This window comes from Sphingobacterium sp. ML3W (genome assembly GCF_000747525.1).
Lineage (GTDB): Bacteria > Bacteroidota > Bacteroidia > Sphingobacteriales > Sphingobacteriaceae > Sphingobacterium.
Map to the genome: position 1 here is coordinate 5300835 of NZ_CP009278.1, position 13059 is coordinate 5313893.

The 13059-nt window shown below is 35.8% G+C and carries 12 protein-coding genes; 8 read left to right on the top strand and 4 right to left on the bottom strand.

Annotated features, from left to right (window positions below; translation table 11 throughout):
* Positions 1-158 precede the first annotated feature (158 nt).
* From KO02_RS22540 to KO02_RS22555, 4 genes are all read left to right on the top strand, one after another.
* On the top strand, positions 159-1565 hold the full coding sequence (locus KO02_RS22540) for a tetratricopeptide repeat protein (protein WP_038703227.1): 1407 nt from the start codon (positions 159-161) through the stop codon (positions 1563-1565).
* Positions 1566-2309, top strand: a complete 744-nt coding sequence (locus KO02_RS22545; protein WP_038701866.1) for a shikimate dehydrogenase family protein — start codon at positions 1566-1568, stop codon at positions 2307-2309.
* 125 nt (positions 2310-2434) lie between these two features.
* Complete coding sequence (locus KO02_RS22550; protein ID WP_038701868.1) at positions 2435-3076, top strand: MBL fold metallo-hydrolase; 642 nt, start codon at positions 2435-2437, stop codon at positions 3074-3076.
* Between the two features lie 3 nt (positions 3077-3079).
* Complete coding sequence (locus KO02_RS22555) at positions 3080-4309, top strand: ABC transporter permease (RefSeq protein WP_038701869.1); 1230 nt, start codon at positions 3080-3082, stop codon at positions 4307-4309.
* Positions 4310-4314: 5 nt separating this feature from the next.
* On the opposite strand, the gene KO02_RS22560 is transcribed toward KO02_RS22555, so the two are convergent.
* Both KO02_RS22560 and KO02_RS22565 read right to left on the bottom strand, forming a co-directional pair.
* On the bottom strand, positions 4315-4770 hold the full coding sequence (locus KO02_RS22560; protein ID WP_235212313.1) for a hypothetical protein: 456 nt from the start codon (positions 4768-4770) through the stop codon (positions 4315-4317).
* Between the two features lie 236 nt (positions 4771-5006).
* Positions 5007-5288, bottom strand: coding sequence for a NifU family protein (locus KO02_RS22565; protein ID WP_038703228.1), 282 nt, complete (start codon positions 5286-5288; stop codon positions 5007-5009).
* A gap of 228 nt (positions 5289-5516) precedes the next feature.
* Between KO02_RS22565 and KO02_RS22570 the strand changes: the two genes are divergently transcribed.
* From KO02_RS22570 to KO02_RS22585, 4 genes are all read left to right on the top strand, one after another.
* Complete coding sequence (locus tag KO02_RS22570; protein ID WP_038701873.1) at positions 5517-6458, top strand: outer membrane protein assembly factor BamD; 942 nt, start codon at positions 5517-5519, stop codon at positions 6456-6458.
* Positions 6442-6771 carry a DNA-directed RNA polymerase subunit omega gene (locus KO02_RS22575; RefSeq protein ID WP_038701875.1) on the top strand — a complete coding sequence of 110 codons (330 nt, stop codon included), beginning with the start codon at positions 6442-6444 and terminating at the stop codon, positions 6769-6771. Before KO02_RS22570 ends, KO02_RS22575 begins: the two co-directional genes overlap by 17 nt.
* A 21-nt stretch (positions 6772-6792) precedes the next feature.
* Positions 6793-8004, top strand: coding sequence for a bifunctional phosphopantothenoylcysteine decarboxylase/phosphopantothenate--cysteine ligase CoaBC (gene coaBC / locus KO02_RS22580; RefSeq protein ID WP_038701877.1), 1212 nt, complete (start codon positions 6793-6795; stop codon positions 8002-8004).
* Between the two features lie 239 nt (positions 8005-8243).
* Positions 8244-8633: an SRPBCC domain-containing protein gene (locus KO02_RS22585; protein WP_038701879.1), complete on the top strand. Its 390-nt coding sequence runs from the start codon at positions 8244-8246 to the stop codon at positions 8631-8633.
* Between the two features lie 35 nt (positions 8634-8668).
* Here KO02_RS22585 and KO02_RS22590 read toward each other — a convergent pair whose 3' ends face one another.
* Positions 8669-9973 carry a TolC family protein gene (locus KO02_RS22590; protein WP_038701881.1) on the bottom strand — a complete coding sequence of 435 codons (1305 nt, stop codon included), beginning with the start codon at positions 9971-9973 and terminating at the stop codon, positions 8669-8671.
* 1 nt (position 9974) lies between these two features.
* Positions 9975-13052, bottom strand: a complete 3078-nt coding sequence (locus KO02_RS22595) for an efflux RND transporter permease subunit (protein WP_038701883.1) — start codon at positions 13050-13052, stop codon at positions 9975-9977.
* Positions 13053-13059 lie beyond the last annotated feature (7 nt).

Here is a 13059-nt window from a genome sequence, read left to right on the forward strand (position 1 = left end):
GAAAGCCGATTCGTAAGAATCGGCTTTTTTATTTTGCATACTTTAATCCGTATCTTTGTTAAATGAAAATTAATTTTGTTAGTAAATTAATTAGACATAGTTATTAAAAATCACTATTTTCAGCTTAGTTGAGTTTATTGATAGATTATACAAGGATGATGGAAGAGGAATTTGATTTTGAATCTCCTGAGGAAAGAAAAAACTCAGTTGATCGCTATGAAGAAATGATAAGGAATGAAGACCAATACTTCTTTGATTCTAAAGCTTTCGAAGGCATTATAGACTATTATATTGAGAAAAATGACCCTATAAAAGCATTGCAAGTGGCCGAATACGCAATGAATCAACACCCTTTTGACATAACATTTTTACTCAAACAAGCACAATTATATTCAGCAACACAGCAATTTGATAAAGCACTAGACGCCTTATCAAAAGCAGAACTATTAGAGCCATCGGAAGGTGATATCTTCTTTATTCGCGGTGGTGTATATGGTGCTAGAGGGCAATTTGACGAAGCAAAAGATCAGCTATTTCAAGCTTTGGCTGTATCAGACAATAAAGACGAAATTTATTTCCATATCAGTGTAGTATATCAAGGTGAAGCCGATTTTGAAAAGGCGATTTACTATTTGAAAAAAGCGCTTGAATTAAATATGGAAAATCAAGAGGCGCTGTATGAACTGGCCTACTGTTACGATATATTAGATAGACAAGAGGAAAGCGTAGCGTTTTACAAAAAATACATCGATTCTGAGCCCTATTCCTATTATGCATGGTACAATCTTGGCAATGCATACCACAAGTTATCTAAGTACCCTGAGGCAATTGATGCTTACGACTACGCTATTCTAATTAAGGAGAATTTTTCTTCAGCATATTTCAATAAAGGTAATGCATTAGTTAATCTAGATCGCTACCAAGAAGCACTCGATGTCTATAAACAGACGTTCGAATACGAGAAACCAAGCGCCGACACTTATTGTGCCATTGGTGAATGCTTGGAAAAACTGGAGCAGATGGAAGAAGCTCGCGTCTTTTATAAAAAAGCTGTTAAAATGGATGGGGATTTAGCAGATGCTTGGTTTGGCATTGGCGTTACCTTAGACTTTGAAGAACGTCATTTTGAATCTTTGCATTTTTACAAAAAAGCATTAGAACTGGATGACTCAAACCCAGATTTTTGGTTCGCAATAGCTGATGCTCGTTACAAGCTAAAGCAAATTGAGCTAGCTGAAGAAGCATATGCCAAAGTTGTCGAGTTGAACCCCTTGGATATTGATGCGTGGTTAGATTATTCTTCAATTTTCTTTGAACAAGATAAAGTCGATCAGGCAATCGAAATTATAGCCGAAGCTATCACGAATAATCCCGAAGCAGCGGAGCTCTATTTTAGAATGGTTGCTTACTTATTTGCAAATGGTAAATATAATGATGCAATCATATACCTTGAATTGGGACTCGCAACAGATCCGGACAAACATTATATCCTTTTCGATTATCTTCCCCAACTGCAAGGAAATCACATTATTTCTGAAATAATAAAAAAATACTCCCCTAAATAAATGAAAAAATTAGGACTTATTGGTTATCCACTTGGACACTCCTTCTCTAAAAAATATTACTTAGAGAAATTTACAAAAGAAGGCATTACAAATGTAAATTATGATCTATATAGTATGGAGGATATTCGTGAATTTGAAAAATTGTTTAACAATAAAGATTTCTATGGCGTTAATGTAACCATACCTCATAAGATCAATGTATTGAGCTATCTAAATGAGCTGTCTGCCGAAGCAAATGCCATCCAAGCGGTAAACTGTATTCAAATAAAACATCAAGCAGATGGACCATTTTTAAAGGGCTTTAACACCGATGTATATGGTTTTACAGAATCATTGAGACCCTTATTAGAGAATCATCATAAAAAAGCACTTATACTAGGAAATGGTGGAGCAGCAAAAGCTGTTGAATATGCATTAAACACATTGAATATCGAATACAAATTTGTCAGTAGAACAAAAACGGTACAAAATTTAACATATGGCGAACTTACAGCTGAAATATTGAATGAATATTTGATTATTATCAATTGTTCTCCCGTGGGTACCTTTCCCAATATCGAAGAGGCTCCACAGCTACCATATCATTTCATAGGTGAGCGCCACTTATTGTATGACCTCGTTTATAATCCTGCTGAAACAATGTTCCTTAAAAAAGGAAAAATCAATGGTGCCAAAATCAAAAATGGTCTTGAAATGCTTGAATTACAAGCTGAAAAAAATTGGGAAATTTGGAATAAAATATAATTACACCCGATATATCTTGACTTTTTATAGAAAAAAAATACTATAACCAACAGATATTATCTATTTTACAACTGAAAATATAGTGCGATTCAAATGCATTAGAAATACATTCGATTTTGAAAATTATGTTGCAAATCAAGACTTTTACTTTTAATCCATATCAAGAAAACACATACATCATCTATGATGAGGAAAAAAACTGTGCTATTGTCGACCCTGGTATGTATGGACCTTCTGATGAAAAGGTCATATCCGACTTTATTGCGTCAAATGGTCTAAATCCCCAAATTTTACTTAATACTCATTGCCATGTTGATCATGTATTAGGTAATAGGTTCATTTTCGACCAGTACGGACTTTATCCTCAGTTTCATGAAGGTGAACTACCCATATTAATTGAAGTTCAAAATTACGCACCACAGATGGGTTTTAGATATGAAGTCTCACCTATCGGCGAATCCTTCTTACCAGCAGAAGGAGTGATAAAAATAGGAAATCATGAGCTACAATTAATATTTGCTCCGGGTCATTCCCCTGCACATTTATGTTTTTATAGCGCAAAAAATAAATTCCTTATAGGTGGCGATGTACTATTTAAAAACAGTATAGGGAGAACAGATTTACCAGGCGGTAATCACGAATTACTATTAAAAAACATCAAGGAAAAGATTTATATACTCCCTGACGACATCACTATATATCCTGGACATGGGCCAACCACCACTATAGGTTTTGAGAAAGCTAACAATCCATTTATAAGAGCCTAAAAAATGAACTTGCCATACCTATTTGCTAAAAGATACTTATTTTCAAAAAAGTCTGTAAATGCAATAAATATTATTTCGGGAATCAGTGTCGTAGGTGTTTTGGTAAGTAGTGCAGCACTGATTATATTACTGTCTTCTTTTAACGGCATGGAGAATCTGATACTATCCATGTATAGCCAGTTTTCACCCGAATTAAAAATAGAGCCTAATCAAGGAAAACTGTTTGACGCAAACAATCCTAATCTGGTGGCATTAAAACGGAACCCCAATGTTATTCATTATACTGCAATACTTGAGGAGAAGGTCTTGTTACAATATGACAATCGGCAATACATTGGTACGATAAAAGGTATAGAGACCAATGCCATAGACTATAAAGCTAAAGATAGTCTTATCATTGCTGGAAATTATAACCTCTTACAAGATAGTGTGCCATATACCGTCATTGGAGCAGGAGTGCAGGCTAACTTAGGTGTTTCATTGCGCAATTCACATAATAAAATTGACGTATATTCTCCAAGAAAGGGGGCTAAAAATGCTGCAAATCCAGCAGATGAATTTAATATAAGATCCATCCAGCCAACGGGAATACTAAAAAGTCAACAGGATTTTGATAATTTAATTATCACCCCTATTGGTTTCGCTCGAGAAGTATTAGGTGAATATAATCGCGTATCTGCCATTGAATTTTATGTAAAGGATAAAAGTAGTATCGCTAAATTCAAAAATGATCTGCAGACTCAACTCGGTGATACTTTCGTCGTAAAAAATCGGGAAGAACAAAATCCTACAGTCTATAAAAATGTACAGGTAGAACGTTGGGCAGTGTATTTTATCCTCACACTAATCAGCATAATAGCCCTATTCAATATCGTAGGATCGTTAACAATGCTTGTACTTGACAAGAAAGATGATATGAACATCTTGAAAAATTTGGGGGCAAATAGCGCTTTGATTCAGAAAATATTCTTTTACGAAGGCTTAATGATATCACTTATAGGCTGTGTGGGTGGTTTGATAATCGGTTACATTTTCTGTTATCTTCAAATCAACTATGGAATCATCAAGGTTGAGGAAGGAAGCAACATGCTCATTGACAGTTATCCAATCGCTATGCGATTAACCGATTTTATAATCGTTTTCTTGACCATCACAACAATTTCAGGATTGATTTCTTACTTTTCATCTAAAATAAGTGTCGCAGAATTGAATAAATTAGAATCTGGAAATTAGCGCTACTATTTTTTCTTTCCTTTAGATATTTGTTGAATTAGACTACCCCAGGCAAAAGGGTTTAGTAGCGGGTTAGCATAACGCTGATTGATCACCTTATTGCTAAGGCCACGATGGTTTTCATTAACATTATAATTATGCATTTCATCGGCTGTTCGTGGCATCATGGCAGCCATCGCATCGATAGACTCCTTAGACATATTACGCTTTGCTCGTATTAAATTATCCGAATTAACCTCCAAATTCATGAATGCGATGTTGAATTCTTCAATACTTGCCCAAGGATAAGGGGTCACCATAGGTAATTCGACAATGAGATTGGTCATGACTATAGCGGAAGATAATCGATCTCCACTTACTTGCGGAATTACGTACTCAAGTGTTTCATAACCCACTGAAGTAAATCGAATAGTATCCCCGACATGCGCCACAAAAGAGAAAAACCCCTCGTTATTTGCCATATAGGTTTCATTACGAAAACTTAAATTCGCAATCGTGGTATAGCCTACAGGCAGACCTGAGCTAATGGTTTCCACAATACCACTAAACTGTATTATTTTGCGTTCTTGAGCATAGGAATTGCAGCCAAGAAAAAATAAAAATGTAACAATTATTAAGTGATATTTGAATTTCATAGCACAAATCTAAGATTTTAACAGGAAGACTGCTGTTAAATTGTGTTAATTAAAACCGTCAATTATAAGGCTTTAGGTGTAGGCTGTGTGGCATTAGGGTTATCCATATCAGTAATATTGATAGCCTCTACAGCTGTAATTTCGGGTACCGCTTTCCTAATTGCTTGTTCCAATCCAGCTTTAAAAGTCATAATACTCATCGAGCATGAAGCACATGCTCCCAGCAATTTTAAACGAACAACATTATCTGCCGTGATTTCTTCCACACTAACATCTCCACCGTCAGTTTCCAAATAAGGCCTAATCGAATCCAATGCTTGCTCAACTCTTTCTTTTAATGTCATACTAACTTTAATTTGAATGTAAATATAATCAAAATTTACCAAATTGATAGCTGACAAATCGATTGCTCGTGTTTTTAAACAAGCAAATGACAATAAATGATCACTTCCTCAAATTAAGGTTAAAAAAAGTTAATATAATAAGTTTGATTGTATCGCATTTTATATTGCAGTATATTGCAACATAAAAATTTAATTGATTAGTATTACAAATTCACTTATCTTTGTAAAATGTTTTTAAATAGGCGTATAGCGGCTTTATGTGCCGGAATTTTGTTATTGGTATCGTTCAGTAGCTGTAAAAGTAAATTTGAGAAATTACGCGCAAGCAATAATATCGCTCAGAAGTACGAAGAAGCAGTAAAACTTTATGATAACAAAAAATATAGTAAAGCATTAATCTTGTTCGGAGATTTGAGAACCAAATTTAGGGGACAGGCTGAAGCTGAAAATTTATATTATTTCACTGCATTCGCAAACTACAGGTTGAAAGATTATACGTCAGCAAGATATCACTTTAAGGACTTTGCAGATGTTTATCCAAATAGCCCGCGAGCTGAAGAATGTCGCTTCATGTCCGCATACTGCTATTATTTAGACTCTCCTAGATCATCATTGGATCAAGAAAATACGAGAAAAGCAATTGATGCTTTACAACTATTTGTCAATCTATATCCAGAATCTGACCGAGCGAAAGAAGCAGGAGAACTCATTCAAAAACTACGTGACAAATTAGAGTTTAAAGCCTTCTCGAACGCTAAACTACTCTACGACATGGGGTTGAACGATGATTATAGAGCAGCAGTAATTGCATTACAAAATGTATTGAAAGCTTACCCTGACACTAAATATGCTGAGGAAATTGAGTTCCTTACTTTAAAGTCTCAATATAATTTCGCAAACCAGAGTGTTTCTTTTAAACAAGTTGAGAGATTTGAAGAGGTTATTGATTATTATCGTTCGTTTGCTATGGGTTTCCCAAATAGCAAACACATACATGAAGCAGAGTCTATCCGCGATAATGCTGAAAAGAAAATGAAATCCGCCTCGGCCTATATGGCAACTGTAAATAAGGCAATCGCAGAACAAGATAAAGAGAGAAAAGCGGCGAAAGAAAAAATAGAAGATAAAGGAAATAAAGAAAATACCCAAAAAAATGAGTCAAAAAAATAACAGCACCGTAGCAACTTCAACTGTAACACGTGATTTAAGACAATTTGACATAGTTACTGAAAATATCTATGAGTCAATCGTAGTGATCAGCAAACGTGCTAATCAAATTTCAGTTGACATCAAAGAAGAATTGAGTGGCAAACTTGCGGAATTTGCGAGTAGCAATGATAACTTGGAAGAGGTATTTGAAAATCGTGAGCAAATTGAAATTTCAAAACACTATGAGCGTATGCCTAAAGCAACTCTTATAGCAATTGATGAGTTTTTGCACGATAAGGTTTATTACAGAAACCCTTCAAAAGAGCAAGAATAACTTGTAGCCATCTTAATTGATATGAGCTTAGCTGAAAAAAATATTGTAATTTCTGTATGCGGCAGTATTGCCGCATACAAAATTGCGCACCTGACTAGGTTATTAGTCAAAGAAAAAGCTAATGTTCAAATCATAATGACAAAAGAAGCTGCAGAATTCATAACGCCTCTTACATTGTCAACTCTTTCTAATAACCCCGTTTTAATCGATTATTTTGATGCTAAAACTGGGGAATGGAATAATCATGTCCAAATTGGACTAGAAGCAGATCTTATTCTTATTGCACCTGCAACGGCAAATACGCTTGGAAAATTAGCTAATGGAATCTGCGACAGCTTACTAGCTGCAGTTTATCTCTCTGCCAAATGCCCCGTGTTTTTTGCTCCCGCGATGGACTTAGACATGTGGAAACATCCCGCTACACAAAACAATATACGACTGTTGATTTCTTACGGTAATATATTAATTCCACCAGGTAATGGATCATTAGCTAGTGGTCTTGTTGGTGAAGGGAGACTTGCAGAACCAGAAGAAATATTCGACTTTTTAATAAATAGCATTTCTAAACCTCTTCCCCTAAAAGGAAAAAAAGCCTTAGTAACTGCTGGACCTACTTATGAAGCAATTGATCCCGTTCGCTTTATAGGCAATCATTCGAGCGGTAAGATGGGCTATGCCCTTGCCGAACAACTTGGCAAGCTAGGTGCTGATGTAACATTAATAAGTGGCCCCACAGCTCTAAAAACACCTGAGAATGTAACTCGCATCGATATCACTTCAGCACAGGATATGCTGCATGCTGTTGAGGAATATTATTCCAAATCAGACATCATGGTCATGAGCGCAGCTGTTGCTGACTACACTCCTACTGAAGTTGCAACGCAGAAGATTAAAAAAAATGAAGAGACATTCTCCATTTCTCTGAAAAAAACAATCGATATTCTTGCTACTATCGGTACAAGGAAAACAGAAAATCAGCTATTGATTGGATTTGCGTTAGAAACAAATAATGAAATTGAAAATGCAAAGGGCAAGTTAGCGCGCAAAAATCTGGACTTCATTGTTTTAAACTCAATGCAGGACAAAGGAGCTGGTTTTGCAACAGATACAAATAAAATAACAATAATCGATAACAAGGGACATATCCTAGAATATCCATTGAAATCCAAAGATGATGTTGCAAAAGATATATGTAATCTTATTGTCCATCACCCTATATTAAAGCAAAAGTAATTTGAAAATTATAGGTATCTAGCACTTCCTCAATCCGTTTACCCCTTAAAATATCGGATTAAAGTCCTATTAGAGTTACTGATTAAATCAATACTAAAACTCGTTTCAAAATATTTATACTATTTCAATTTATCCTTTACCGGCCGTAAGTTATTAAATCTCCTTTTCATACCTTAATCATAAATAAAAGATTAAAATAGATTGATACTCTCAATCAGAATAAGTGTATTTTTGTATTTATGAAAGATTTCAAAAAATATTATATTATCCCGGCAGAGCCAGAAGAGATATATTTGGCTTTGACGACAGACATCACTATCCGCCTGTGGACGGGAGATTTAGTAGAAATTAATCCGGTTGTTGGTGGTGAGTTTTCGATGTGGGACGGAGCAATAACAGGCAAGTTTATTGAATTGGATCAAAATAAAAAAATAGTTCAACAATGGTTTTTTGGAGATCAAGAGGCAGATTCTATCGTGACTATCAAACTTCATGAACACAAAAAAGGAACTTCTGTTGAAATAAATCATATCAATATTCCTGAAGAAGATTACGATGATATTATTGCCGGCTGGGACAATCCGTATATGAGTTCACTACTTGATTTTTATACCGAAGACGAGCGCTAAGTAGCCTTTTAAGGGCTCTTAGCATGCTGTTTTATTTATAGATCAAGATTGCCAACCAATTCTTTTAAACCAATTTCTGACAACTTAGCAAGGTAATTAGCCTCTTTCAAACGGCTCATTGCATTCACATAATTCTCCTGTGCATCTCTAAATTCTACTGCGCTGATTGTGCCAATTTTATACTTGTCTAATGTTATCCCTAAATTCTGCTTAGCAATTCTCTCATTCTTATCTTCAAGTTTTGCTAAACTGATATTGGTCATATAACTTTGGTAAGCCTTTACAATAGATGCATCGACCAATGCTTTGCTTCTTTCAATCTGAATTCCGGCCTTCTCTACACCTATCTTAGCTATCCTTTCAATTCTACGTTGATTGAAACCATCGAAAATATTAAAGGAAGCAGTCACACCATACGTAAGCCCTCTTGCACTCGATTGAGAAACAAAACCCAAACTAGATTCAGAGGATGAAAAATTATATCCTGAATTTAATCTGACAATGGGCAATCGCCTAGATTTTACATCTTTAAGTTCTAATTCGGCAATTCGCTTATCTAATTTTATTAACTGCAGCTCAAGGTTTTGGCTGGACGCTTGAATTAATAAATCATCCATCTTTAGGTTTTCATTAAAATGAAATTGCTCTTCCACCTGAAAATCATTATTTAGATCACGTGCCATCAAACGATTCAGTTCTGTTTTTAAATTACGAATTGTTTCTATTTTTTTTAACCTTAAAGATTCATCCGAATTCAGATTAACTTGTACATTAAGAACCTCCAGTTTCGACGCTTTTCCAATCTGAAAGCGATTTTCTGCAGTTTTCAATCTATCAGTGGAAATCATGATGGAAGAATCAATGGTATTGAGCAGATTTTCCTCAAGAACAATCGTATAGTACATGTTTAGCACATCGCCCACTGTACTTATGATAACCGATTGCAACTCAATTTCACCTCGAGCTTTCAACTCGTTTAATTTATCATAGCGCGCAAACATCCCAAAACCATCGAAAATGGTCCAACCTAAGCTTACGCCATAGTTCATACTGTTATTTTTGGCATTATCCAGCTCCCTCACTTCTCCTGAAACCTGTGTCTGCTTAGAATTTTGATTACTATTGCTTTGACTAAAATTAGCGGTTAGACTTGGTAACAGGCCCGCATTCCCATAGGTAAGATTTTCCTTTGCAACTGCAAGATCGTTTTTTGTTAATAAAACATCAAAATTATTTTGCATCGCAAGTGAAACAGCCTCTTGAGCTGTTAATATATTTTGGGACACTGCAGTACCAATCGGTATAAAAAGCAATGCTAATAGATAATAAAACTTATTCATATTATTCTTCAATATTCGACAATTCAGGATTTATATTTTTTACTCTAGACCACATCAGATAAATCGCAGGAATAACAAACAAAGTTAAAACAAGGGAGAACAACGTACCTCCCACAATCACAACACCCATTCCTATACGACTTGTAGACGCCGCACCGAACGATAATGCAATCGGCAGTGCTCCGAGTGCAATCGCTAAAGAAGTCATTAGAATCGGCCTTAAGCGACCAGCAGAAGCCTCAATAATTGCATTATATTTCGATTTACCTTCTTCACGCAATTGATTAGCAAATTCTACAATCAAAATACCATTCTTTGTTACCAATCCAATCAACATAATCGTTCCTATTTGACTAAAGATATTCCAAGATTGACCAAACAACCACAGGGAGAACAAAGCCCCTGCGACAGCCAATGGTACTGTAATAATAATAACCAATGGGTCGATAAAGCTTTCGAATTGTGCCGCCAAAATAAGATAGATCAACAACAAAGCTAATCCAAAGGCAAACATGGTATTCGAGCCACTTTCTTTAAAGTCCCTAGATTCACCACCCAGATCCGTTGTGAAAGTCTCATCCAGAACTTTTTCTTTTATACGATCCATTGCTTCTATTCCTTCACCCAGACTTTTACCAGGAGCTAATCCTGCCGAAACAGTTGCAGACATATACCGATTATTATGATATAACTGTGGAGGACTGCTTCGTTCTTCAATTTTCACGATATTATCTAACTGGATTAACTTACCATCTTTGTTCTTAACGAAAATAGAAGCAAGGTCCAGAGGGGTTCCTGTATCTTTTTTATCAAATTGACCTATGACTTGATACTGACGGCCATTCATCATAAAATAGCCAAATCGTTGTCCAGATAATGACATTTGTAAAGTCTGAGCAACATCCAAAATTGAGACACCCAGGCTTAATGCCTTCTCCCGATCTATATTGACATATACCTCAGGCTTATTAAATTTCAAATTTACATCACTAATTGAAAATGTTGGGTCATCATCCACTGCTTCCATGAATTCCGGAATTTTTTCTTGTAATTTCTGAAAATTGGGTGCCTGTATAATATATTGAACCGGTAAGCCTCCACGTCTATTCACTGAAATTGTCGGTTGTTCAGTTATAGAAACCTTCGCTTCTGAAGATGATCTTGTCAATCTAGATAAATCATGTGCTATTTCAGCTTGGGTACGATCCCGTTTATCCTGCTGTACAAGTCCGAGACGAATCATCCCGCTATTAGCAGCCGCAGAACCGAATCCCGGGGAAGTAATAACCAAGCTGACATCTTTTTCTGGAACCGAATCATTAACAAGTGTCGTCAATTCAGTCATAAACCGATCCATATAATCGTATGAAACACCTTCTGGAGCAGTAACACGCAATGATAAATAACTGCGGTCATCATAAGGAGCGGTTTCTTTTGGTAATAGATTAAAAAACAAATAAATCAAACCAAAGCAGGCCAAGATAATAGGAAAACTAAGCCATTTTTTTTTCAAAAATTTAACCAATGAATTGGCATATCCAGTTGTCAATGCTACAAAATATGGTTCCGTTCTATTATAAAATTTAGTTTTTTTCTGTTCCCCACCTTTCATTAAATAGGCATTTAACATGGGCGTCAATGTCAATGAAACAAAAGCTGAAATAAGTACAGCTGCTCCAATAACAATTCCAAACTCCCTAAAAAGACGGCCTACAAAACCTTCCAAAAATACAACAGGAAGGAATACCGCTGCCAAAGTAATCGATATAGAGATTACTGCAAAGAAAATCTCATTAGAACCTTTAATAGCGGCCTGAATCGGAGACATTCCCTCTTCTACCTTTTTAAATATATTTTCTGTTACTACAATACCGTCATCAACAACTAAACCTGTTGCCAGCACGATTGCTAATAAGGTCAGTACATTGATTGAAAAACCACATAGATACATAACAAAAAACGTCGCTATCAACGATACAGGTATATCGATTAGTGGACGAAAAGCAATCGACCAATTTCTAAAGAATAGAAAAATAATCAACACAACCAACACAACAGAAATCAATAAGGTCTCAGCAACCTCTAAAACTGCACGTTTCACAAAAAGGGTATTATCCATGGCAATTTTCATGACAATACCCTCGGGTAAATCCTTTTTAAGTTGATCAAACTCTTTGTAGAAATTTTTTGCAATTTCCAAATAATTGGTGCCTGGTTGTGGGATCACAGCCATACTGATCATAGGAAGCCCCGAATCTGACATCTTCGTTTCAAAGTTTTCGGCTTCTAAGGCAGCGTTTCCTACATCGCTTAATCGAATAATACTATTCCCAGTAGATTTAATGATGATATTGTTAAATTCATCTTCTGTAGCCAAATTTCCAATGGTCTTCACTGTTAATTCAGTATTAGATCCCGTTAATTTACCCGATGGCAATTCCACATTCTGAAGATCCAAGGCTGATCTGACATCCAAAACAGTTACACCATAGGAGTTCAATTTCACAGGGTCTAACCAGAGACGCATTGCGAACTTCTTTTGCCCCCAAATCTGTACGGAACTCACTCCCGGAATCGTTTGAAGTCTTTGTGAAATAGAATTTTCAGCATAATCTGAAAGCTCCAAAATATTCCGTTCCGAACTCTGGACAGTCATGGTAATAATCGGTTCAGAATCAGCATCCGCTTTTGATACCACGGGAGCAGCATCAATATCTTGAGGTAAACTTCTCAATGCTTGTGAGACTTTATCACGCACATCGTTCGCTGCCTCCTCTAAATTCTTTCCTAAATTGAATTCCACTGTAATGTTACTCGTTCCTTGATTACTGGAGGAAGAGATATTTCTGATACCATCAATAGAGTTGATTGATTTCTCTAGTGGTTCTGTAATCTGCGATTCGATAATATCCGCATTAGCCCCTGCATAGCTCGTTCTTACAGAAATTTGAGCAGGATCAATAGAAGGAAATTCACGTACGCCCAAGTAGCTATAGCCAATAATCCCGAATAAGATAAGCATCAAATTCAGAACAATTGTTAGTACAGGACGTTTAATACTTGTGGTAGATAAACTCATAATAAAC

What these genes read in the sequence shown, in the direction of transcription:
- KO02_RS22560 (WP_235212313.1), bottom strand. Translation starts at nt 4,770, where the DNA reads ATGGCAAATAACGAGGGGTTTTTCTCTTTTGTGGCGCATGTCGGGGAT.
- KO02_RS22590 (WP_038701881.1), bottom strand. Translation starts at nt 9,973, where the DNA reads ATGAATAAGTTTTATTATCTATTAGCATTGCTTTTTATACCGATTGGT.
- KO02_RS22570 (WP_038701873.1), top strand. Translation starts at nt 5,517, where the DNA reads ATGTTTTTAAATAGGCGTATAGCGGCTTTATGTGCCGGAATTTTGTTA.
- KO02_RS22575 (WP_038701875.1), top strand. Translation starts at nt 6,442, where the DNA reads ATGAGTCAAAAAAATAACAGCACCGTAGCAACTTCAACTGTAACACGT.
- coaBC (WP_038701877.1), top strand. Translation starts at nt 6,793, where the DNA reads ATGAGCTTAGCTGAAAAAAATATTGTAATTTCTGTATGCGGCAGTATT.
- KO02_RS22550 (WP_038701868.1), top strand. Translation starts at nt 2,435, where the DNA reads ATGTTGCAAATCAAGACTTTTACTTTTAATCCATATCAAGAAAACACA.
- KO02_RS22545 (WP_038701866.1), top strand. Translation starts at nt 1,566, where the DNA reads ATGAAAAAATTAGGACTTATTGGTTATCCACTTGGACACTCCTTCTCT.
- KO02_RS22585 (WP_038701879.1), top strand. Translation starts at nt 8,244, where the DNA reads ATGAAAGATTTCAAAAAATATTATATTATCCCGGCAGAGCCAGAAGAG.
- KO02_RS22540 (WP_038703227.1), top strand. Translation starts at nt 159, where the DNA reads ATGGAAGAGGAATTTGATTTTGAATCTCCTGAGGAAAGAAAAAACTCA.
- KO02_RS22565 (WP_038703228.1), bottom strand. Translation starts at nt 5,288, where the DNA reads ATGACATTAAAAGAAAGAGTTGAGCAAGCATTGGATTCGATTAGGCCT.
- KO02_RS22555 (WP_038701869.1), top strand. Translation starts at nt 3,080, where the DNA reads ATGAACTTGCCATACCTATTTGCTAAAAGATACTTATTTTCAAAAAAG.
- KO02_RS22595 (WP_038701883.1), bottom strand. Translation starts at nt 13,052, where the DNA reads ATGAGTTTATCTACCACAAGTATTAAACGTCCTGTACTAACAATTGTT.